The following is a 22,338-nucleotide window of genomic DNA, read 5'->3' as shown; positions in this document are numbered from 1 at the left end:
GGGCGATGTCGGTTGCCGAGTCAGGTGGGGCACAGGTCAAGTCCGCGGTGCGGACGGTGGAGCTGCTCGAGTACTTCGCCGGACGGCCCGGCATGCATTCGCTGGCGGCCGTGCAGGAAGCCGTCGGCTACCCCAAGTCGAGCCTCTACATGCTGCTGCGCACCCTGGTCGAGCTGGGCTGGGTGGAGACCGACGCGACGGGGACGCGGTACGGCATCGGCGTACGCGCCCTACTGGTCGGCACGTCGTACATCGACGGCGACGAGGTCGTCGCGGCCGCCCGCCCGACGCTCGACCGGCTCTCCGACGACACCACGGAGACCATCCACCTGGCCCGCCTCGACGGTACGAACGTGGTCTACCTCGCCACCCGCCAGTCCCAGCACTATCTGCGCCCCTTCACCCGCGTGGGCCGCCGGCTGCCCGCCCACTCCACCTCGCTCGGCAAGGCGCTGCTGGCCACCCACAGCGACGAGCAGGTCCGCAAGATGCTGCCGGAGACGCTGCCCGCGCTGACCGAGCACACCCTCACCGACCGCGAGAAGCTCATCGAGGAGCTGCACGTCATCCGCGAGCAGGGGTACGCCGTGGACCGCGAGGAGAACACCCTGGGGCTGCGCTGCTTCGGCATCGCGATCCCGTACCGGACGCCGGCCCGCGACGCGATCAGCTGCTCGGTGCCGGTCGCCCGGCTCACCCCCGCGCACGAGCAGATGGTCAAGGACGCGCTGTTCGACGCGCGGGACCGGCTGACGCTCGCCACCCGGAGGCTCTGACCCATGGGCACGCCCGAGGTGACGCTGCGCGAGGTGCACGACAGCGATCTGCCGCTCTTCTACGCGTACATGTGCGACCCGGAGGCGGTCCGCACGGCCGCGTTCACGAGCGAGAACCCGGCGGACCGGGCCGCGTTCGACGCCCACTGGGCGCGGCTGCTGGCCGACGGCTCGATCGTGATGCGTACGGTGCTCGCCGACGGTGCCGTGGTCGGCAACGCCGGGGTGTACGGGCCCGCGGGCGACCGCCAGGTCACGTACTGGATCGACCGGGCCCACTGGGGCCGCGGGCTCGCGACCGCCGCGCTGCGGGCGCTGCTCGACGTCGTACCGGAACGCCCGCTGCACGCGCGGGCGGCGGCCGACAACACCGGTTCGCGCCGGGTGCTGGAGAAGTGCGGCTTCACCGTCACGGGCGAGGACCGGGGCTTCGCGCACGCCCGCGGTGAACTGACCGACGAGCTGGTCTTCACGCTGACGGCCCCGGCCGGCTGAGAACCGGGGCCGGCCCGGGCCGTCTGAGAAAACGGTGAGAACCGGCACGGACAGGAACGCACCGGGCCTCTCCGCGCGTCCCTCCAGCGGGATGAACAGAACAATCAGGCGCGCTTCGGTCTTCTGTCTGCTCCTGGTCCTCGCCCTGCTGGGGCGGGCGACCTGGGTGCAGGCGTACCAGGCCCGAGCCCTCGCGGACGAGACACACAACCGGCGGAACACGATCGCGCAGTACGCGCAGCCGCTCGGCAACATCATCGTGGCCGGGTCACCGGTCACCGGATCGAAGAGGACCCAGGGCGGCGATCTCGCCTACAGACGTACGTACACCGAGGGCGAGCTCTACGCCGCCGTCACCGGGTACAGCTCGCAGGCGTACGGCGCGACCCAGCTGGAGGGGATCTACAGCCATGTGCTCGACGGCACCGACGACCGGCTGAAGAACCCCCTCGACGTGGTGACCGGCAAGCAGACGGCGCCCGGCAACGTGCTGACGACGATCGACCCGGACGTGCAGAAGGCGGCGTACGAGGCGCTCGGTGACGACAAGGGCGCGGCGGTCGCGATCGAGCCGCGGACCGGGCAGATCCTGGGCATGGTCTCCACCCCCTCGTACGACCCCACGGGGATCAGCGGGACGTCGGACGGCGAGACGTGGCAGAAGCTGCTCGCCGACCCGGACAAGCCCCTGGTCAACCGCGCGCTGCGGCAGCCGCTGGCGCCCGGTTCGACGTTCAAACTGGTAGTGGCGTCAGCGGCGCTGGAGAACGGCCTCTACAGCTCGGTGGACGAGCGCACGGAGAGCCCCGACCCTTACACGCTGCCCGGCACGTCCACGGTCCTGAAGAACGAGAGCGCCTCCGCACCCTGCGAGAACGCCACCCTGCGCACCGCGCTCCAGTACTCCTGCAACAACGTCTTCGCGAAGGTCGCCGCCGATCTCGGCCAGGACAAGGTGCGGGCGATGGCGGAGAAGTTCGGCTTCAACACGCAGAAGCTGGATGTGCCGGTGCGCGCCTCGACGAGCGTCTACCCGTCCGGCATGGACGCGTCATCGACGGCGCTGACGGGCATCGGCCAGTTCGAGGTCACGGCGACCCCGCTGCAGATGGCGATGGTCTCCGCGGCCCTCGCCAACGGCGGTGAGCTGGCGGCGCCGCACATGGTGTCCGAGGTGACGGACGCGGAGGGCAAGACCCTGCAGGACTTCGCGGACGGCGACACCCGGCGGGTGGTCTCGGCCTCGACCGCCGAGCAGCTGCGCAGCGCGATGGTCACCGTCGTCGAGCAGGGCACCGGCACCAATGCCCGGATCGACGGGGCCGAGGTCGGCGGCAAGACGGGCACCGCGCAGAACGGCGTGGGCAACAGCAACACCCCGTACGCCTGGTTCACCTCGTACGCGAAGGACAGGTCCACCGGCAAGGAGGTCGCGGTCGCCGTCGTCGTCGAGGACTCGGGCTCGGCGCGCTCCGAGGTCAGCGGCAACGGGCTGGCCGCGCCGGTCGCGCAGAAGATGATGAAGGCGGCGCTCCAGGCGTAAGAGGTCGTGCGGTCCGGCACGGTGGCCGGGGCTCCGTGCCGGACCGGACGACGCGGCTGTGACGACCAGCCGCGCGGGGCGGTTACTTCACACCGAGCAGCTGCTCGATCGGGTCGATCGCGAAGTACACGGCGAACAGCGCCGAGGTGCCCCAGAGCAGCCAGTGCACCTCGCGCGCCCTGCCGAGGACGGTCTTGATGACGACGTACGCGAGGAAGCCCGCCCCGATGCCGTTGGTGATCGAGTATGTGAACGGCATGACGGCGATCGTGAGGAACGCCGGGATGGCGATCTCGTACTTCTCCCAGTCGATGTGCCGGACCTGGGCCATCAGCAGGAAGCCGACGGCGATCAGGGCGGGAGCGGCGGCCTGGGCGGGGACGACCGTGGCGAGCGGGGTGAGGAACAGGGCGACGGCGAACAGCGCGCCGGTGACCAGGGAGGCGAAGCCGGTGCGGGCGCCCTCGCCGACGCCGGCCGCGGACTCGATGTAGGACGTGTTGGACGAGGCGGAGGCCGCGCCGCCCGCCACGGCCGCCGCGCCGTCGATGAGCAGGACCCGGCCGAGGTTCGGGACCTTGCCGTCCTCGTCGAGGAGCCCGGCCTCGTTCGAGATGCCGACGACGGTGCCCATGGTGTCGAAGAAGTCGCTGAGGATCAGGGTGAAGACCAGCAGGACGATGGTGAGGACGCCGGTCTGCTGGAACGCCCCGAAGAGGCTGAAGGAGCCGACGAGCCCGAAGTCCGGTGTGGCCACGATGTCGTCGGGGACGGACGGGACGGTCAGCCCCCAGGCGGCCGGGACGATGTCGGCGATCTCGTTGATGACGATCGCGACGGCCGTCATCACGACGATGCTGATGAGGATGGCGCCCTTCACCTTCCGGGCCAGCAGCGCGACGGTCAGCAGCACCCCGAGGCAGAAGACCAGGACCGGCCATCCCGAGAGCTGCCCGGTGGCACCGAGCTGGACGGGCACGGAACCGGTGTCCCCGGGGATGCGGGTGGCGAAGCCCGCGTCGATGAAGCCGATGAACGCGATGAAGAGCCCGATGCCGACGCTGATCGCCTGCTTGAGGGCGGGCGGGATGGCCTGCATGACGGCCTCGCGCAGCCCGGTGACGACCAGGACGCAGATCAGCAGCCCCTCGATGACGATCAGGCCCATCGCGTCGGGCCAGCTCATCAGCGGTGCGATCTGGAACGCGACGACGGCGTTGAGGCCGAGACCGGCGGCGACGGCGAGCGGCAGATTGCCGCCGAGCCCCATGATCGCGGTCATCACGGCGGCCACCAGGGCGGTGGCGGTGACGAGTTGGGGGCCGGAGAGGTGGGCGCCGAACTTGTCCTCGGCCGAGCCGAGGATGATCGGGTTGAGGACCAGGATGTAGGCCATCGTGAAGAACGTGGCGAAGCCGCCGCGTATCTCGCGCCCGAAACTGGAGCCGCGGGCAGTGATCGAGAAGTGGCGGTCCACGGCATTTTGCGCGGGAACGGCCGCAGTGGGGGCTGGTGGTGCGTCGGCGCTGTCGGTCTTGTCCACGGTGCTGTCCGGCATGGCACTCCCTCAGTAGGTGAAGATCCCCAGGCGGGTAGCTGGATTGTTCCTTCGCGCACGGGGTCTTCAGGTTTTCGCCGTGTTACGCCTTACTGGGATCGCACACCCGTGTCGAAGCGCTTCCGGGGTGCGCTGATAGGCTCCCCGCCCGCACCCCGCGGACGGTACCGGGGAACGTACACAGCGGGACGGCGCGCGTACAGGGAATCGAGTGCACAGAGAGGTACCCGTGGGCCCAGTCGACGACGATGCCGCTGCCGCCGAGTTCCATGAGTTCTTCGAGGCCCATTACGCCGAACTCGCGCGGTTCGCCCATCTCTTGACCGGTGAGGCGGAGGGCGCGGACGATCTGGCGGCCGATGCGCTGCTGGCGCTCTGGCACCGCTGGGACCGGGTCCGCCGCGCAGACCATCCTGTCGCGTACGCGCGGGGCGTCGTCACCAACCTCGCCCGGACCAGGATTCGCAGTGCCGTGCGCGAGCGCCGCAGGATCGCCCTGTTCTGGGCGCCGCGCGGGGGCGGCGACGGGTACGCGGTGGAGGATCCGGATGTGTCGGCGGTGGTCGACGTCCAATGGGCGCTCCGTAAGCTTCCGTTCCGCAAGCGGGCGTGCGTGGTGCTGCGGCACGCCTTCGACCTGTCGGAGCGGGACACCTCGCTGGTTCTCGGGATTTCGGTGGGCACGGTGAAGAGCCAGACCTCGCGTGCCGTGACGGAGCTGCAGCGCCTGCTCGGCCCCGATACGCCCGCCCCGCAGGTGCAGGTGGCGGTGGCGGTGCAGCACGGGGGAGGAAGGCAGTGAGGGACCACGAGGTGCGTGAGGGGCTGCGCAAGGCGGCCGAGGCCCACCACCCCGACCGGGAGCGGATGCTGGCGCACGTCGAACGCGGGATGGCGGACGGCCGCCGCACCCCCGCTCCACGCGCGCCGCGGGGCGCGCTGCCCTGGCTGCGGATCACCGGGGCGGCTGCGGCGGTCTGCAGCGTGCTGGCCGCCGGGGCGTTCGTCGCCACCTCGGCGGGCGGCGGCGAGACTCGGGGCGGCCGGACGGCGGCTCCCCCGGTCCCGTCCGCCTCGGCCCCGTCCGCGATTCCGACGGCTCCGGGGCACGTGCCGGAACTGCTTGCCGAGGACGGGCCGTTGCGGGGGGACGGTGTCATCGACCCGCACAGCAACCCGTACTGGGCGCAGAGCAATGTGACGCTCAGGACGACGCAGCCGCTCTCCTCGCTCACGGTCGAGCTGCGCGTCGCCCTGACCGGCGGCGTCCGCACCACCGGTTCGTGGCGCTCCCTGCCGGTGGAGGACTTCACCGCATCGGCGCAGGAGGAGGGCGGATTCCTCGTCTACCGGTGGACGCTGAAGCCCGGGCGGACGGTGCCGGCCGGCACGCACATGTTCGCCGGGCAGTACAACCACGCGGAGGGCGAACGGGACGCGGGCGGCGACTACTTCACCGCGCACGCGGCCCGGACCACCGGACGGGCCGTCTCCGTGGGCGACGGCTTCACGGTGGACCGCTGACAGCACCACGGGGAGCCCCTCGACCGGTGCGGTGCGGGAACGAGGGGATCCGCTTGCTGCGAGGGCGGGTTGACGGGTCGTCGGCCGCCCGCCGGTCAGCAGCCCTTTCCGGCTCCCGCGCCGTGGTCGACGATGCCCGGCACGGCGCGCGGGTTGTCGATCCTGGTGCGCAGGGTCGGGGTCCAGCCGGCGCCCGAGGTGAGCTGCTCCGCGGGAACTCCCGCGTTGTGAACGGCGATCAGGTCGGTCCTGCGGCCGTTGACGTAGTTGTCCCCGGCGGTGATCGGGGACTCCTTCCACTTCTTCAGGATGGTCGCCGGGTCGACCTGCGACGCGAGGGTGAAGGCGTTGTGCTCGGCGACGATCCGGGATTCCATGCCCACGCCGTAGCTGTAGCCGTACGGGGCGTCCGGGGTGGCGACGAAGTGGTTGTTGTACGAGTCGACGGCGCCGAACCGGACGCGCGGCGCGCGTTCCTTGAGGTCCTGGAAAAGGTTGTGGTGCAGGGTGACACGGAGCTTTCCGCGGTCGATCGCCGCGGTGGCGGCGCTGTCGCTGTTGCCGATCAGCATGGTCTTGTCGTGGTTCTTCAGCACGTTCCAGGAGACGGTGACCAGGTCGGCGCCGCGGACGATGTCGAAGAGGCCGTCGTGCTGCTGGAACACGTCGCCGTAGTAGAGCGGCTGGTCGGCGTCGGGACGGTCGCCGTCGCTGAAGGTGTTGTGGTCGACCCAGACATGGTCGGACCCGGTGACGACGAGGTTGTCGTACTCGGAGTTCCAGGCACCGGTCTCACCGTCGGTGGGGTCCCACTGCGGGAAGCAGTCGTAGGTGTCCTCGAAGGTGATGTTGCGGACGATGACGTTCGAGACGTCCATCACCTGGAGGCTGGCGCCGATGACGGTGGCGTCGTCGCCGACACCGACGAGGGTCGTGTTGGAAGGGACCTCCACCTCGACCGATTCCTTCTGCAGGGCGGCGGACGCGGCGCGGGCGTCCTCCAGCGGTCCGGACGGCAGCGTCTTGCCCCAGGTCTGCGGGTCGTACGCGGCGAGGTACTTGTCCAGGGTGTAGCCGTCGGTCCGGTAGTCCTCGCAGTCGATCGGGTTGCCGGCTGCGTCCGCGTTGCCGTGGATGGTTCCGTCGATCCTGACGATCTTCGGGGCGTCGCCCGCATCCCGGAAGGCCGCGATCAGTTCGGCCCGGTTGGTCACGGTGTAGACGTGGTCGGGGGTCGCCGCGGAACCGCCGGTGGTGGAGCCGTCGGCGGCGGCCCAGCCGTCGCCCGCGGGCAGTACGGCGCGCTCGATGCCCCGGTGCCCGGGCACCTGGTGTCCCTTCTGGGAAGCGGCCTGTGCGGGAACGGTCACGGCAAGTGCGAGCGAGGCGCAGCCCATCACCAGGGCGATGGCGCGTGCATGAGTCATGCGTGCAGACATGGCGGTTCCTTCGACGGTGAGTGGTGAAGTGACGAAGCGGTGGGGTGACGTACGGAGCGCTGCGTGCGCCGGGCCCGGATCCGGGTGATCCGGTCCGCCGGGACCGGTGCGCCGGGGCGGTGCGCCTCGCCCGGTACGGGGACGCCCTCGCCCGGCAGCGTGCGAGCGGTCGGGATGTTCCGGTCGTGCGGGAAGAGAGGACCGGCGGCGGGGCGCGACCCGTACCGCCGCCGGTCCCCGGTCACCGGGGGCGCCGGCCGTGGGAGAACGGTCGGTCGGATCAGCTCTTCTTCTGGTCCTTCCACTCCGCCTGGGCCTTGTTCAGCTCGTCGGCCATCTTGTCCAGGAAGGCCTTGGCGGTGGTCTTGCCGAGAAGCACTTTCTGGAACTCGGGCTCGTTGTCGGCCTTGCTGACGGTGTTCCAGTCCGGCAGGTAGTACGGGAGCTGGACGATGGTGGTGGAACCGTCGTTGAGGGTCTGGGCCGCGAGCTTGGTCGGCTCGGTCTTGGAGATCCAGGCGTCCGTGGCGGCCTCCGTGTTGGCCGGGATCAGGCCCGCCGACTCGTTGAACTTCGAGTTCGCCTCGTGGGAGGCGGCGAACTCGATGAACTTCCAGGCGGCCTCCTTGTTCTTGGAGGACTTGAACAGGCCGAGGCCGTCGACCGGGTTGGAGACCTGCACCCGCTTGCCGCCGGGGCCGATGGGCTGCGGAATGCCGCGGAACTTGTCGGCGCCGAGGGCCTTCACGTGGTCCTGGTAGGAGCCCAGGTTGTGGTTCACCATGCCGATGGTGCCGGAGTCCCACTGGGCGACCATCTTGATGAAGTCGTTGTTGAGGTCGGCGGACGGGGTGACCTTCTTGAAGAGGCCCGTGTACTTCTCCAGCGCGGCGACGTTCTTCGGGTCGTTGAGCGTGGTCTTGTCACCGCTCGCGTCCCAGAAGGACGTGATGCCGGACTGTCCGTACATCGCGTCCATCGCCTGCGCGATGGAGCCGGCGCCGCCGCGGATGGTGTAGCCGAACTCGTTCTTCTTGGCGGCGGTGAGCTTGTCGGCCGCCTGGTAGAACGTGTCCCAGGTGGTCGGTTCGGCCAGATTCGCCTTCTTGAACAGGTCGGTGCGGTAGTACAGGACGCCGTTGTTGGCGGAGATCGGCACGTTGTACATGTGCTCGTCGGAGCCGCCGGCATTCTTCACCGACGCGACCATGCCCTTGTTCAGCTTGCCTTCGAGGGAGGACCCGGCGATCCGTCCCTCCAGCGGCTCCAGCGCGTCCTGCGCGGCAATCCCGGCGAGCATCGCCGCGCCGACACCGCCGACGTCCGGCAGGCCGCCGCCCTGGATGGCGTTGTCGTACTTGGACTGGGCCTCGGGGGCGGCCACCCCGACGTACTGGACCTCGATCTTCGGGTACTTCTTCTCGAAGTCGGCGATGATCTGCTTCCAGATGTCGGTACGGACACCTCCGTTGTTGTCCCAGAAGACGATCTTGCCCTTGCCACTCCCTTCGGCGCCCGCCGCCCCGCTGCCGTCGTCACCGCAGGCGGTGGCGGTGAGGGCGAGCACCGTCGCGAGGGACATCGCTGCCGCGGCACGTCCCCGCTGTGTCTTCGAGATGTTCATGGTCGGCTCTTCTCTCTGGGATCTGTCGGTTCTGGTGCGGTTCCATCGGTGATGCGAAAACCGGTGAAGGCGGCCGTCCCGGCCGGTCCCGTCCCGGCCGGTGCGGTGGCGAAAAGGCCGAGCAGTGCGCCGACCCAACGCCAGGGAGTCGCGGCGAACGGCTGCCCCGAGGCACAGAACCCGGTCCCGTCGCCGGTGTCGGCGAAGAAGCGGCAGCGGGCGCCCGCAGTGACCTCGATCCGGAGCCGGGCCCGCCCGTCGGGAGCCGGGCGGCTGTGCTCGGCATCCCGTTCGTGCTCGGCGACCGTCTCGGCGTACCGGTGCACGAGGCGGATGCCGCCGTCCTCGGCGCGTTCGAGGCCGATCCAGCCGAAGGCGTCGCCGAGCACGGCCAGCCCGGTCTTGGCCCCGGTCTCGTCGCTGCCGAGGGCGACCTCGACCTCGACGGTGAACGTCTCGGCCGGCAGCCGCTGGACCAGGACGTTGGGCAGGGCCCGCAGGTCGTGCGCGTACGCGGTCCGTACGCAGCTGAGCCGCAGCCCGTCCCCGGCGTGCTCGACGGTCCAGCCGGGTCGCTGGTTCGCCATCCACTGCCACTGTCTGCCGTACCGCCCGCCGGGGAAGTCGTCGCTGGTCGCCGGGGCTTCGACGGGCTGCTCCGGGGCGACCGGCTTGGGGTGCACGCCGACGGGTTCGCCGTGGTCGCCGAGGACCGGCCAGCCGTCCGCACCCCAGCGCATCGGCTGGAGATGGACCACCCGCCCGTACGCCCCGCGGTCCTGGAAGTGCAGGAACCAGTCCTCGTTCGCCGCGGTCCGGACCCAGCCGCCCTGGTGCGGTCCGTTGACGCCGGTGCGGCCCTGGGCGAGGACGACGCGCTCCTCGTACGGTCCGAAGAACTCGCGCGACCGGAACGCCCCCTGCCAGCCGGTGGTGACCCCACCGGCCGGGGCGAAGATCCAGAACTCGCCGTCGTGCCGGTAGAGCTTGGGGCCTTCGAGGGTGAACCAGCCGGGGATCAGATCGGCGTCGATCAGGGTCTGCCCCTCGTCGAGGAGTTCGCGTCCGTCCGGGCTCATCCGGTGGCCGGTGATCCGGTTCTTGATGCCGGAGCGCGACTTCGCCCAGGCGTGGACGAGGTAGGCCTCGCCGGTCTCCTCGTCCCAGAGCGGGCAGGGGTCGATCAGTCCCTTCCCCGCCTTGACGAGATGCGGGGTGCTCCACGGGCCGCGTACCGACTCGGCGTTGATCTGCTGGACACCGTGGTCGGGATCGCCCCAGAAGATCCAGAACCGGCCGGCGTGGTACCGGAAGGACGGTGCCCACACCCCGCAGTCGTGGCGGGGCACGGCGAAGTCTGCGGCGGGTTCGAGGCGGTCGAGGGCGTGGCCGACGAGTGTCCAGTTGACCAGGTCGCGGGAGTGCAGCAGCGGCAGTCCGGGGACCCGGCCGAAGCTGGACGCGGTGAGGTAGTAGTCGTCGCCGACCCGGACGACGTCGGGGTCGGACCAGTCCGCGTTCAGGACCGGGTTGCGGTAGGTGCCGTCACCGAGGTCGGCGGTCCAGGGACGGCTCATGCGGTCACCGCCCGGCGGACGTATGCGGCCGCCGTGGCCCGGTCGAGCCGGCCGTCGGCGATGACGGTGACCACACGGCGTACGACGGTCGCACCGGCCGGCACCGGCAGCCGCTCGGCGGCGGCGAGCGAGGAGCCGACGCCCGGGTACGAGGCGCTCCGGACGAACCACGGGTCGCGCCGGGTCTCCTCGGTCGCGCCGGCGAAGACGAGGGTCCAGCCGTCGCCCGTCATGGCCACCCAGTCGGCGACCCGCCCGTGGACCGCTTCCTCACCGTCGCCGAAGCCGCTGAACACGGCGGGCGCGGCCGGTTCCTTCGGGGCTCGCCAGAAGAAGCCTCCGTATCCCGCGCCGGGACGGCCGTTGGTGGCGGGGCTGCCGATGGAGAGGTCGTCGGTGCCGCGGTTGGTGAGCGAGAACGAGAAGTCCAGCGCCCAGGCGGTGTCGGAGAGTTCGGCGACGGCGACGGTGCGGTGCTCGCGCAGCAGCTCGGTGTCGTCCGCCACCCAGCTCAGCTCCTCGACGAAGCCGTCCGGGTCGCAGAGCTTCCAGCCGAGGTGGCGCTGGACGCCGTGGTTGTCGAGTGCGGTGGGGCCCTGGCCGCGTACGAAGGTTCGGCCGCCCCAGAAGTTGTGCCCGGCGACGTCCGGGACGGCGACCGAGGTACCCAGGTGGTGGAGATGGTCGGCCGGGCGTTCCTCGGTGACCGGGACACCCGCGAAGGTGGTGACGGGGTGGAAGTAGGGGCGCCCCTCGTCCGCGGGCATATAGGTATAGCGACCGACGGGGCGTCCGGCGCAGCTCAGCAGTGCGGATGTCGGGGTCACGATGACCTCACCTCGGTGGGGAGCGCCCAGGAGGCGCCGAGTTCGGAGAAGAGCGTGAGGGTGTCTGCGCCCGCCGCGACCAGGGCGTCGATGCCGCGAACCACCCGGCGGGTCCCGGTGGAGGCTGTCGCGGGTTCGGTGTGCCAGGCATCGGAGGGCAGGGCGACGGGCTCCGGGGCGGTCCGTACGGCTTCGACGACCCGCATGAACGCGCCGGTGCGCTGCGGCGGTACGAGGAGTGCGGAACGCCCCGCGAGGTGTTCGACGAGGTTCTCCAGGAGGTCGGTCCGCCCGTGCACGGCCTCCTCGGGACCGTGCCCGGCGCGCTGGACCAGGACCCGGTCCTGCTTGTACCAGAACGTGATCCGGCCGCGGTCGCCGTGGACGACGACATAGGGCTCGCCCGGCTTTTCGGCGCAGAGAGTGACGGCGACGGTGACGGGCAACCCGCGCGTGGTGGTGATGCGTACGCAGGAGGTGTCGTCGGCCTCGATGTCATGGGCGCGGAACAGCTCGGTCTCGATGGACGCCACATCCTCGGCTGTCCCGCTGTCGGCGAGTTCGAGGGCAGTGGCGACGGCGTGGGCGAGGGGGTTGGTGAGGACGCCGTCGACGACGTCCACCGTGCCGATCCTGCGCCGCCCGGCCCAGGGCGCCCGGTGGTAGTAGGCGTCGTCCCGGACCCAGGCGCCCGCGGCGCCGACGCCCTGCACGGCGCCGATGGCCCCGGAGCCGATGAGCTCCCGGATCGCCGGCACGGCGTGCGAGCCGAAGGACTGGAAGCCGACCTGACAGGAGACGCCGGCCGCCCGCACGCCGGTGACCATCCGCTCGAAGTCGGCGTATGTCGCGGCGGGCGGCTTCTCCAGCAGGAGGTGGACGGAGCGGGCCGCAGCGGTCAGGGCCAGTGCGGTGTGCGTCTGGATCGGGGTGCAGATGATGGCGACGCGGGCTCCGGTGGAGTCGAGGAGGTCACCGAAATCACTGGACTGTGACGGCAGTTCACCGGCGAAGGGGGCGAGTTCGGTCTCGGTCAGCGGAGTCAGCTCGCAGATGCCGACGAGACGGACGAGGCCCTGGTCCTGAAGGCGGCGGATGTTGGCGAGATGCCAGCGTCCGTGGCCGCGTGCGCCGGCGAGGACGACCGGGAGGGGCGTCTGGACCGTGTTCATCCGGCCCTCCGTATGCGTCCCTCGGCTGTGAGCGGGTGTGCGGTCATCGTGGAGTCCTCCTCGACCGGGCGACGTGCGGGGGGGTGGGGACAGCGCCTCACTGAGCGGCTGTCAGCCCTTCACGGCACCGGCGCTGAAGCCGGTGATCAGCCATTTCTGGATGAAGGCGAAGACGATCACCACGGGAATCGCGGCGATCACCCCGCCCGCGGCAAGCGCGCCCAGATCGACGCTGTCCGCGCCGATGAGGGTGTTCAGGCCGACCGGGATCGTCTGCTTGTCCTGCTCGCTGAGGAACATCAGGGCGAACAGGAAGTGGTTCCAGCTGTGCACGAAGGCGAAGGAGCCGACGGCGATCAGTCCGGGACGCAGCAGCGGCAGCACCACCGCGCAGAAGGCCCGGAAGCGCGAACAGCCGTCCACCCAGGCGGCCTCTTCCAGACTGACCGGCACGTTCTTGATGAAGCCGCTGATCAGGATGATGGAGAGCGGCAGCTGGAAGACCGTCTCGGCGATGACGACGCTCCCGAGAGAGTTGATCATCTGCAGGTTCTTGAAGATCTCGAAGAGCGGTACGAGCATCAGCGCGCCGGGGATGAACTGCGAGCAGAGCAGCGCGAGCATGAAGCCGTTCTTGATCCGGAAGTCGAACCGGGCGAGGGCGTAGCCGCCGCACAGCGCGACGAGCGTCGTGGCGACCAGGGTGCAGACGCCGACGATCATGCTGTTCTGGAAGAAGACGGCGAAGCTCCGCTCGTTCCAGACCTTGGAGAAGTGCTCCGCCGTCATCGGCCACGGCACGAGCGAGGTGGATCCGGTGGGCCGAACGGCGAAGAGGAACATCCAGTAGAACGGAACGAGGGTGAAGAGCAGATAGATGCCGAGCGGTACGTAGATCTGCCAGCGCGGTACGTCGTCGAAGGCGCGCTCACGCCCGCGGCGGCGGTGTTCGGTGGGCGGCGGGGTGGGGCTTACGGTCCCCGCGACGGTGCCGGTGTGCTTCTCGGCGAGTGCGGCAGTCACTTGTGGTCGCCTCCGAACTTGCTCAGGCGCAGATAGACGATCGAGCAGAAGAGGAGGATCACGAAGGCGACGGTGGTGAGCGCGGAGGCGTAGCCGAAGTCGTGGCCCTCGATGCCCGTGTTCGCGACATAGAGCGGCAGGGTGGTGGTCTCGCCGGCCGGTCCACCGCCGGTGAGGGTGTAGAGCAGGTCGACGTTGTTGAACTCCCAGACGCCGCGCAGCAGCGTGGAGAGGATGATCGCGTCCCGCAGGTGCGGCAGGGTGATGTGGAAGAACTGCCGCAGCCGTCCGGCGCCGTCGACCGCTGCCGCCTCGTACAGCTCCTTGGAGACGGACTGCAGGTCGGCGAGGATGAGGATGGCGAAGAAGGGGACCCCGCGCCAGAGTTCGGCGACGGTCGCGGCCCAGAAGACGGTGCCGGTGTCGGAGAGCACGGAGGTGCCGTAGTCGCCGATCCCGGCGTCCGCCAGGTAACGGCTGAAGCCCGTCGACGAGTTGTACAGCAGGATCCAGATGGTGCTGGTCAGTACCCCGGAGACGGCCCACGGCGAGAAGACCATGGCGCGGGAGACGCCCCGGCCGATGAAGGTCTGGTTGACGATCAGGGCGAGCGCGAGGCCGAGCGTGAGCTGGAGCGCGACCTGAGTGACGACCCATTGGGCGCTGAAGCCGAGCGTCGCCCAGAACTGGTCGTCCTCGGTGAAGATGCGGGTGAAGTTGTCGAAGCCGGCGAAGCCGTTCCGCCACGGCTTGGTGACGTTGTAGTTCTGCAGGCTGTAGTAGAAGACGCTGACCATCGGGTAGGCGATGAAGCCCAGCATCAGCAGCCCCGCGGGGGCGACCAGCAGATAGGGCAGTCGGCGGGGGTTCGCGGAGCGGCGCCGGGGCACCTTGGGCGGTGTGGCCACAGCGGCGGCTTGGGCCATGACACGTCTCCGTTTCTTGGGGAGTGCGGGTTTCGGTGGCGCGAGTGCTGGTGGTGCGTGCATTGCGTAAGCGCTTGCCGCATGTCGTTCGGTATGCCGAACAGACGGTGCGCCGGAATTCTCGGTGGGGCGGTCAGCCCGCGTACGGTTCGGGCACTTCGCCCTGCCGTGCCAGGAAGGCGAAGTCGCAGCCCTGGTCGGCCTGGGTGATCTGGTCCTGGTAGAGCGCGCCGTAACCGCGCTGGTACCGGGCGGGCGGCGGCGTCCAGGCAGCCCGTCGCCGGGCCAACTCGTCGTCCGGGACATCGAGATGGAGCAGCCGCGCCTCGACGTCCAGGGTGATCAGGTCACCGGTGCGGACGAGGGCGAGCGGTCCGCCGACGTACGACTCGGGCGCGATGTGCAGGACGCACGCCCCGTAACTGGTGCCGCTCATCCGGGCGTCGGAGAGCCGCACCATGTCCCGTACGCCCTGCTTCAGCAGATAGTCGGGGATCGGCAGCATGCCGTACTCGGGCATCCCGGGACCGCCCTTGGGGCCGGCGTTGCGCAGCACCAGCACATGGTCGGGCGTGAGGGCCAGGGCCGGGTCGTTGATGGTGCGCTGCATCTCCTGGTAGTTCTCGAAGACGACCGCGGGTCCGGTGTGCCGCAGCAGTTCCGGCTCGGCGGCGATGTGCTTGATCACCGCGCCGTCCGGGCAGAGGTTGCCGCGCAGGACTGCCACGCCGCCCTCCTCGGCCAGGGGCTTGTCGCGTCCCCGGATGACGTCGCGGTTGTGCACGAGTGCCCCGTCGAGCTGCTCGCGCAGGGTGTCGTACGAGACGGTGGGCCGGTCCAGGTGCAGTACGTCGGTGAGCCCGGCCAGGAACCCGGGCAGCCCGCCGGCGAAGTGGAAGTCCTCCATCAGATACTTCCCGCCGGGGCGGAGGTTGGCGAGCACGGGGACGGTGCGGGCGATCCGGTCGAAGTCGTCGAGGCCGAGCTTCACCCCGGAACGGCCCGCCATGGCGATCAGATGGATGACCGCGTTGGTGGAGCCGCCGAGCGCGAGAACGGTGGCGACCGCGTCCTCGTAGGCCTCCGCCGTGAGGATCGACGACAGCTTCCGCTGCTGCCACACCAGCTCGACGATCCGGAGTCCGGACTGCGCCGCCATCCGGTCGTGCCCGGAGTCCACGGCCGGGATCGACGAGGCCCCCGGCACCGTGACACCGAGTGCTTCGGCGGCGGCCGTCAGGGTGGACGCCGTTCCCATCGTCATGCAGTGGCCGGGCGAGCGCGCGAGCCCGCTCTCCAGCTCGCCCATCTCGCAGTCACCGATGAGCCCGGCCCGCTTGTCGTCCCAGTACTTCCACATGTCCGTGCCGGAGCCGAGGACCTCGTTGCGCCAGTGCCCCGGCAGCATCGGCCCGGCCGGTACGAAGACGGTCGGCAGGTCGACCGATGCGGCGCCCATCAGCAGCGCGGGCGTCGACTTGTCGCAGCCGCCCAGCAGCACGGCGCCGTCGACCGGGTAGGAGCGCAGCAGCTCCTCCGTCTCCATCGCCAGCATGTTGCGGTAGAGCATCGGGGTCGGCTTCTGGAACGTCTCCGAGAGGGTGGAGACCGGGAATTCGAGCGGGAAGCCGCCCGCCTGCCAGACGCCCCGCTTGACCGCCTGCGCGCGGTCCCGCAGATGGACATGGCAAGGGTTGATGTCCGACCAGGTGTTGAGGATCGCGATGACCGGCTTGCCGAGGTGCTCCTCGGGGAGGTAGCCGAGCTGCCGCGTGCGGGCCCGGTGGCTGAACGAGCGGAGCCCGTCCGTCCCGTACCACTGGTGGCTGCGCAGCTCCTCGGAGCCGATTCTTCCGTCCTCGCGTGTCATATCGACCACCCGGCGACCTCGGCGGCGACCTCGGCGCGCTGCGCCTCGGGCAGCACCCGGCTGGGCGGGCGGACCTCGCGGCGGCAGAGACCGAGCGAGGCGAGGGCCTCCTTGACGACCGTCACGTTGTTGGCGGACTGCTGGTCGGCGCGCAGCTCCTCGAAACGGCGGATCTGCTCCCAGACCTTCATCGCCGAGGAGTGGTCGCCGGCCCGCAGCGCCTCCAGCATGGCGAACGAGACGCCGGGGGCGACATTGACGAGTCCGGAGGTGAAGCCGGTCGCCCCGGCGGAGAAGTAGGCGGGGGCGTACAGCTCGGCGAGGCCGGCGATCCAGACGAACCGGTCGAGGCCCGCGTCCCGGGCGAACGCGGCGAACCGCGCGGCGTCCGGCACGGCGTACTTCACGCCGATGACGTTGGGGCAGATTCCGGCGAGCTCGGCGAGGCGCTCTCCGCCGAGCTGCGGGTTGCGGATGTACGGGACGACACCGAGCCCGGGGACGGCCTCGGCGATGGCCCGGTGGTAGTCGACCCAGCCGTCCTGCGAGACATACGGGTGCACGGGCTGGTGGACCATCACCATCTCGGCGCCTGCGTCACGGGCGTGCTCGGCGGCGGCCACGGCGGTCGGTACGTCGTGCCCGACGCCGACCAGGACCGTGGCACGTCCGCCCACCTCGTCGATGGTCAGCTCGGTGACGGTGCGCCGCTCCTCGGGGGTGAGCGCGTAGAACTCCCCGGTGTTGCCGTTCGGGGTGAGGATCCGTACACCGCCGTCGAGGAGCCGCCGCAGCAGTCCGCGGTGAGCCGCCGTGTCGATGGTCCCGTCCTCGGCGAACGGGGTCACCGGGATCGCCACGACATCTGCGAGGGCCGCCTTCAGCGGTGTGAGGTCCATGCGGACAGGCCTTTCGTCGGTGTGCTGGTGTTTCATGTCCCGCCTTCCTCGGTCTGTGCTCCCTCGGGGAAGGCGCGGCGGACGAACGACGCGATGTGGTCGTGCAGGGCGCCGGCCGCGGCGTCCGCGTCGTCGGCGAGCGCGAGCCGCAGGATCTCCCGGTGCTCGGCCGCCTCCCGCTCCCACGACGGGATGGTCGCCCAGGCGACGGTCGACACGAGTGCGGCCTGGTCGCGGACCTCGTCGAGCATCCGAGCCAGCAGCGGGTTGCCGCAGGGCAGGTACAGCGCCCGGTGGAAGTCCCGGTTGGCGAGCGACCGGTCGGCCTTGTCACCGGCCGAGTCGGCCCGCTCCAGGGCTTCCTGGGCCGCGTCGAGCGAGGCCTTGCGGGTGATGGAGCGACGCAGCGCCTCCGGCTCGAGGAGCAGTCGCACGTCGTACACCTCGCGGGCCATCGCCGCGTCGACCAGTCGCACGGTGACGCCCTTGTACTGGCTCATGACGACGAGGCCGGTACCGGCGAGGGTTTTGAGCGCCTCGCGCACCGGGGTCTTGGAGACCCCGAACTGTGCGGCGAGTTCGGTCTCGACGAGCGCCTGACCCGGTCTCAGCTGCGCCGTGAGGATCGCGTGCTTGATCGCCTCCAGCACGTACTGGGTGCGGGACGGAATCGGGGTGGGCGCAAAGGTCATGGGTGAAGGGCTCTCGCATCTCGCGTATCGCGTCTCATATATGACGTACGAAGTACGACGCGTTGAAGCTAGAGGCGGCACAAATGTTTCGTCAACGCTTCTGGCAAAAGAAGTTCCGGAGAATCACGCCCGTCGGCGGGCGACCGCCCCGGGACGTCGCCCGGCACGGCAGGCCGGCGAAGATGCCGGGCATACGAACGGATAGGCTGATCGCCCCCCGGGACCCCCGCCGGGGCGGGACAGCCACCGAGGAGACCGTTGCCTGATGGCCCGCCAGATACCTTCGTGGGCAGCAGTGACGGGCCTCACCGCAGCTGCGCTCGCCGCCGTCACCGTGCTCGCGCTCCAGGCCGGCGGAGCCGCCCCGCAGGCCGCCGCCACCGGCAGGCCGGCGGCCGGACCCAGCCCGTCGGCCTCCGCGGCCAAGGCACCCGCCGCACCGCGGCCTCCCGCGGTCCCCGCGGACTCGGGCAACGGGAAGCGGGTGGTCTACTCACTGGGCCAGGACCGCGCCTGGCTGGTCGACGAGGCGGGCAAGGTGCTCGGCACGTTCCCGGTGTGGCCCGGCACGGAGGATCCCGCTCCGGGTGGCCACGCGGTCACCGGCCGCCTCCCCGAAACCACCGGAAGCGACGGCGTTCCCGTCGAGCACGTCGTCTACTTCGCGTTGTCCGGAACCACCACGATCGCCTTCTCGGCGGCGGTGGACAACTCCTCCCCGAAACCGGCCCCCGGACAGCGGCTCGGCGCCATACGCCTGCGGACCGCGGACGGCAAGCAGCTCTGGGACTTCGCCACCACGGGAACCCGGATCCACGTCGTGCGCTGAGCCCGGAGCGGTCGCCCCGGGCCGGCCGGACTGGGCATCTGCCCGATGCCCGGGTGCCTCCTTACTCGCCAGCATGAGTCGCATCCGCGGACATGCGGGCGGACGAGGTTCGGGGAGCGCAATGACAGGGTCGGCGGCGGGCAAGGTGCTGAGGGACCGCGACGCAGGGCTGTATCTGGTGGCAGTCGTCGCCACGGGGTTCGGGACGTCGGCGATGTGGCTCACGTCCGGGATCTGGGTCAAGTCCCTGACCGGGTCGGACAGTCTGGCGGCGCTCGCCGTGTTCGCCATGTGGCTACCCTCGCTGGCCGGTCCCGCGCTCGGCGCCCTCGCCGACCGTATGCGCCGCAAGCCTCTGCTGATCGGGGCGAACCTCGCGATGGCGGGGCTGCTCACCACACTGCTCGCGATCGATTCGGCGGGCCGGATCTGGATCCTCTTCGCCGTTCTGGTCCTCTACGGGGCGAGCGGGGTCGTGATGGACGCGGCCGAGTCGGCACTCGTCGCGCACACCGTCGACACCCGGCTGCTCGGCGACCTCAACGGGCTCCGGATGACGGCGGCCGAGGGCACGAAACTTCTCGCCCCGCTGGCCGGCGCAGGGCTGTACGCCCGGTTCGGGGGCGGCGCGGTCGCACTGCTCGACGCGGCGTCGTTCGCGCTGGCCGCCGGGGTCTGCGCACTCCTGCGGGTGAACGAACCGGCCCGGCCGCCCCGCACCGGCCGGCGGGACGGACCGGCCGCGGGGATCAGGCAGGTGTGGGCATCGCCGGTGCTGCGGCCGCTCGTGCTCACGGGCTCGGTGACGATGCTGTGCGCCGGGCTCAACGGCGCGGCGCTCTACGCCGTCGTGGACGACCGGCTCGGGCACTCCCCCACGTACGCGGGCGTGCTGTACACGGCACAGGGTGCCGGGTCGCTCACGATCGGGCTGCTGGCCGGTCCGTTGCTGCGGCGGCTGCCGGAGCGGGTGTTCACGGCGGCCGGGACCGGACTGTTCGCGGTGGCGGTCGGGGTGCGGGCGCTGCCGTACGACACGGTGGCACTGGCCGCGAGCGCCGCCGTCGGGGCCGGGCTGCCATGTGTGCTGATCGCCGCGATGGCGGCAGTGCAGCGGGAGACACCGGACGCCGTGCTGGGCCGCACGGCCGCGGCCGCCAACTCGCTGATGATGGTGCCGAACGCGGTGGCCCTGGCGCTCGGCGCGGGACTGATCGCGGTACTGGACATCCGGGTTCTGCTGCCGCTGACCGGCGCGGTGGGGCTGCTGACCGCGGCCTGGCTGGTCACGGACCGGCGGGGGCGGGCGCCTGCCGCCCCCACCGGTCCGGTTCCGTCATCGACCGAGACGTGACAGCGCTCCGGCGACCGTGCTCAGGTCCGGACCGGAAGCCAGCCCGGCGTGGTACAGGCGCAGTTGGTCCGCGCCCAGCGAGGCCGCGTGCGCGGCGTCGCGCTCCAGCGTGGCGGGGCTGCCGCCCATGCCGGTGACCACGGTGAAGTTGGCGGCGAGCACCCGGTCGGACCGGCCGGCGAACGGCCCGAGTACCGCCTCGCGCGCCGCGTCACCACCGGTGCAGGGCAGCACCACACCGTCGGCCACGGACAGGATGTGCTGCGGGTCGACGCCCACGTTCGCACCGGTGCGGTACGGGGCGGGGTCGGCGTGCAGCAGCACCTGGAAGCCCTCCGCGGCCGCCGTCCGCACAGCGGCGACGGCGGACTCCTGGAGCGTGCGGGCCGTCTTCCCGCGGAACTCCAGGGTGGCGGCGGCGAGATCGGCGCCGAGAAGCTTCTCGACACCCGGCCAGCCGGCCTCCGAGGAGCCGGCCCCGGCCCAGACCGGCGCCAGGGCAGCGCGCACGGCGAGGACCAGATCGTCGGCGTCCACGCCGTGCGCGCCGTATCCGGCCCGGCAGTCGGGGCAGAAACAGAGCGACATCAGGTACTGCGCCGCGTCCCCGAGACCGACGCCCGCGATCTTGTCGTGGGCGTGCAGATGCGCGAAGCCGTACCAGCCGCAGGACTCCAGCTCGGTGCCGCGCGTGCCGCCGCGCACCGCCGCCTCGCGCGCCAGCTCCACCAGGTAGGCACGGACCGCGGGCTGAGCGATGCAGGGCGCCCAGGGGTACCGGTCGCCGTACGCGTTGACCACCGAGGTGTCCGGATGCTCCGCACCCAGCCGGGAGTTGTGCGCGAGGACCACCCAGCTGTGCACCTCGAGACCGGCGTCGGCGAGCGCCTGCGCGGCCTCGGCGTACGGATCGTCCGACGCCACCCAGGACTGCTCGTACGGGCGCAGCTCATGCCCCGCCCACCGCGCGGCGTCCGGCGGGTACAGCACCGCGGCGTGCTCGGCGGTGACGATGCGGCGGCCGGGATGACGCGGGGTCAGCGCCCGGGTCGAATGGTAGGCGGCGGCGAGCGTCACCTGCTGGACGCCGAGGTCCGCGACGCGGGCGGCCGCGTCCGGATCCCCGACGATGTCCCAGGGGTAGAGGAAGGCGGAGGTCTTCACCCGCGCTCCTGCGCCGCGGGCTCGCCGGAGGTGCTCTTCGTCTGCCCGTACTTCTCCAGCAGGGCGCGGCCGCGCTCGATGATCGCGGTCAGTTCCTCGATGTGCGCGGCGGTCGGCTCGCTGAGCGGGGTGCGGACCTCGCCGACCGGCCGGCCCTCCAGCCGGACGGCCGCCTTGACCAGCGAGACGGCGTAGCCGCGGCCCTTGGCCCGCAGTTCGACGAGCGGCCGGTAGAAGTGGTCGAGCAGCGCGTTGGCGAACTCGTCGTCGCCCGACTCCAGCGCCCGGTGGAAGGCGAGGGCGATGTCGGGAGCGAAGGCGAAAACAGCGGAGGAGTACAGCGTGACGCCGATGCCGCGGTAGGCCAGGCCGGTGAGCTCGGCGGTGGGCAGTCCGTTGAAGTACAGGAAGTCCTCGCCGGGCCGTTCGGTACGGACGGCGCTGACGATGCGCTGCATCAGATCGAGGTCGCCGTAGCCGTCCTTGAGACCGATGATGCCGGGCGTCCCGGCCAGGGCGACGACGGTCTCCGGGGTGAAGACGGCGTTGTCGCGCTGGTAGACGATCGTCTCGAGGGAGGTCGCGGCGGCCAGCGCCGTGTAGTGGGCGAGCAGCCCTTCCTGGTCCGCGAAGACCAGGTACGGGGGCATGGCGAGGAGCCCGTCCGCACCCGCCTCCTCGGCGAGCTTCGCGTACTGGACCGCAAGAGCCGTGCCGTATCCGGCGCCCGCGACGACGGGAACCTCCCCGGCGGTCTCCTCGACCGCGGCAGCGACGACGAGCCGGAACTCCTCCGGCGTCAGCGCGTGGAACTCGCCCGTGCCGCAGCAGGCGAAGACGGCCGCCGCACCGGCGTCGATGCCGCTGCGCACGTGCGCGCGGAAGGCGCCGAGGTCGACGGCGCCGTCCGGGCCGTACGCGGTGACGGGGAAGAAGAGCGGCCCGGCGACATGGGTGAGCCGGGCGGCAAGGGGGGCTGAGGTCACGGGCGCTCCCTGAGCAGGTTCAGGCGTGCACAATTCTGATTGGTGTCCATATTTATGAAC

General features: G+C 70.9%; 20 protein-coding genes. 7 read left to right on the top strand and 13 right to left on the bottom strand.

Annotated features, from left to right (window positions below):
• The first annotated feature begins 5 nt into the window (after positions 1-5).
• The 3 genes from OG878_RS29965 to OG878_RS29955 all read left to right on the top strand — a co-directional run bounded on the left by OG878_RS29965 (position 6) and on the right by OG878_RS29955 (position 2,814).
• A complete protein-coding gene (locus OG878_RS29965; RefSeq protein WP_030919961.1) occupies positions 6-776 on the top strand; it encodes an IclR family transcriptional regulator in 771 nt (256 codons plus the stop codon).
• Between the two features lie 3 nt (positions 777-779).
• On the top strand, positions 780-1,271 hold the full coding sequence (locus OG878_RS29960) for a GNAT family N-acetyltransferase (protein WP_328889663.1): 492 nt from the start codon (positions 780-782) through the stop codon (positions 1,269-1,271).
• Between the two features lie 91 nt (positions 1,272-1,362).
• A complete protein-coding gene (locus OG878_RS29955) occupies positions 1,363-2,814 on the top strand; it encodes a peptidoglycan D,D-transpeptidase FtsI family protein (protein WP_328889662.1) in 1,452 nt (483 codons plus the stop codon).
• Positions 2,815-2,896: 82 nt separating this feature from the next.
• On the opposite strand, the gene OG878_RS29950 is transcribed toward OG878_RS29955, so the two are convergent.
• Positions 2,897-4,372 (bottom strand): NCS2 family permease, encoded by a 1,476-nt coding sequence (locus OG878_RS29950; protein ID WP_328889661.1) that lies wholly within the window; start codon positions 4,370-4,372, stop codon positions 2,897-2,899.
• A gap of 229 nt (positions 4,373-4,601) precedes the next feature.
• Here OG878_RS29950 and OG878_RS29945 point away from each other — a divergent pair, with 229 nt between their 5' ends.
• Both OG878_RS29945 and OG878_RS29940 read left to right on the top strand, forming a co-directional pair.
• Positions 4,602-5,174 (top strand): SigE family RNA polymerase sigma factor, encoded by a 573-nt coding sequence (locus tag OG878_RS29945; protein WP_328889660.1) that lies wholly within the window; start codon positions 4,602-4,604, stop codon positions 5,172-5,174.
• The gene (locus OG878_RS29940) at positions 5,171-5,896 is read left to right on the top strand and encodes a hypothetical protein (RefSeq protein WP_328889659.1); all 726 of its coding nucleotides are present in this window, start codon (positions 5,171-5,173) and stop codon (positions 5,894-5,896) included. The genes OG878_RS29945 and OG878_RS29940 overlap by 4 nt, the downstream gene beginning before the upstream one ends.
• A 95-nt stretch (positions 5,897-5,991) precedes the next feature.
• On the opposite strand, the gene OG878_RS29935 is transcribed toward OG878_RS29940, so the two are convergent.
• From OG878_RS29935 to OG878_RS29890, 10 genes are all read right to left on the bottom strand, one after another.
• Complete coding sequence (locus OG878_RS29935) at positions 5,992-7,335, bottom strand: pectate lyase family protein (protein WP_328889658.1); 1,344 nt, start codon at positions 7,333-7,335, stop codon at positions 5,992-5,994.
• Between the two features lie 280 nt (positions 7,336-7,615).
• Positions 7,616-8,959 (bottom strand): ABC transporter substrate-binding protein, encoded by a 1,344-nt coding sequence (locus OG878_RS29930; protein ID WP_328889657.1) that lies wholly within the window; start codon positions 8,957-8,959, stop codon positions 7,616-7,618.
• Positions 8,956-10,536, bottom strand: coding sequence for a glycoside hydrolase family 43 protein (locus OG878_RS29925; RefSeq protein ID WP_328889656.1), 1,581 nt, complete (start codon positions 10,534-10,536; stop codon positions 8,956-8,958). The genes OG878_RS29930 and OG878_RS29925 overlap by 4 nt, the downstream gene beginning before the upstream one ends.
• Positions 10,533-11,303 carry a PmoA family protein gene (locus OG878_RS29920; RefSeq protein WP_051878080.1) on the bottom strand — a complete coding sequence of 257 codons (771 nt, stop codon included), beginning with the start codon at positions 11,301-11,303 and terminating at the stop codon, positions 10,533-10,535. The genes OG878_RS29925 and OG878_RS29920 overlap by 4 nt, the downstream gene beginning before the upstream one ends.
• Positions 11,304-11,359: 56 nt before the next feature.
• Positions 11,360-12,535 carry a Gfo/Idh/MocA family protein gene (locus tag OG878_RS29915; protein WP_328889655.1) on the bottom strand — a complete coding sequence of 392 codons (1,176 nt, stop codon included), beginning with the start codon at positions 12,533-12,535 and terminating at the stop codon, positions 11,360-11,362.
• 111 nt (positions 12,536-12,646) lie between these two features.
• Positions 12,647-13,558, bottom strand: a complete 912-nt coding sequence (locus OG878_RS29910; RefSeq protein WP_328889654.1) for a carbohydrate ABC transporter permease — start codon at positions 13,556-13,558, stop codon at positions 12,647-12,649.
• Positions 13,555-14,484 (bottom strand): carbohydrate ABC transporter permease, encoded by a 930-nt coding sequence (locus OG878_RS29905; RefSeq protein ID WP_328889653.1) that lies wholly within the window; start codon positions 14,482-14,484, stop codon positions 13,555-13,557. Before OG878_RS29905 ends, OG878_RS29910 begins: the two co-directional genes overlap by 4 nt.
• 133 nt (positions 14,485-14,617) lie before the next feature.
• The gene (gene araD, locus OG878_RS29900) at positions 14,618-16,354 is read right to left on the bottom strand and encodes an L-arabinonate dehydratase (protein WP_328889652.1); all 1,737 of its coding nucleotides are present in this window, start codon (positions 16,352-16,354) and stop codon (positions 14,618-14,620) included.
• Complete coding sequence (locus OG878_RS29895; protein ID WP_328891427.1) at positions 16,351-17,253, bottom strand: dihydrodipicolinate synthase family protein; 903 nt, start codon at positions 17,251-17,253, stop codon at positions 16,351-16,353. Before OG878_RS29895 ends, araD begins: the two co-directional genes overlap by 4 nt.
• Positions 17,254-17,285: 32 nt before the next feature.
• A complete protein-coding gene (locus OG878_RS29890; protein WP_328889651.1) occupies positions 17,286-17,945 on the bottom strand; it encodes a GntR family transcriptional regulator in 660 nt (219 codons plus the stop codon).
• 265 nt (positions 17,946-18,210) lie between these two features.
• Here OG878_RS29890 and OG878_RS29885 point away from each other — a divergent pair, with 265 nt between their 5' ends.
• Together OG878_RS29885 and OG878_RS29880 are read left to right on the top strand one after the other, a co-directional pair.
• The gene (locus OG878_RS29885; protein ID WP_328889650.1) at positions 18,211-18,774 is read left to right on the top strand and encodes a L,D-transpeptidase; all 564 of its coding nucleotides are present in this window, start codon (positions 18,211-18,213) and stop codon (positions 18,772-18,774) included.
• Between the two features lie 121 nt (positions 18,775-18,895).
• Positions 18,896-20,128 (top strand): MFS transporter, encoded by a 1,233-nt coding sequence (locus OG878_RS29880; protein ID WP_328889649.1) that lies wholly within the window; start codon positions 18,896-18,898, stop codon positions 20,126-20,128.
• Here OG878_RS29880 and OG878_RS29875 read toward each other — a convergent pair.
• Together OG878_RS29875 and OG878_RS29870 are read right to left on the bottom strand one after the other, a co-directional pair.
• Positions 20,111-21,292: a hypothetical protein gene (locus tag OG878_RS29875; RefSeq protein WP_328889648.1), complete on the bottom strand. Its 1,182-nt coding sequence runs from the start codon at positions 21,290-21,292 to the stop codon at positions 20,111-20,113. The two genes, OG878_RS29880 and OG878_RS29875, sit on opposite strands and share 18 nt — an antisense overlap.
• On the bottom strand, positions 21,289-22,278 hold the full coding sequence (locus tag OG878_RS29870; protein ID WP_328889647.1) for a 5-dehydro-4-deoxyglucarate dehydratase: 990 nt from the start codon (positions 22,276-22,278) through the stop codon (positions 21,289-21,291). The genes OG878_RS29875 and OG878_RS29870 overlap by 4 nt, the downstream gene beginning before the upstream one ends.
• Positions 22,279-22,338 lie beyond the last annotated feature (60 nt).

Source organism: Streptomyces sp. NBC_00316 (assembly GCF_036158715.1).
Taxonomy (GTDB): Bacteria; Actinomycetota; Actinomycetes; order Streptomycetales; family Streptomycetaceae; genus Streptomyces.
This window is presented reverse-complemented; position numbering and strand designations above follow the sequence as displayed.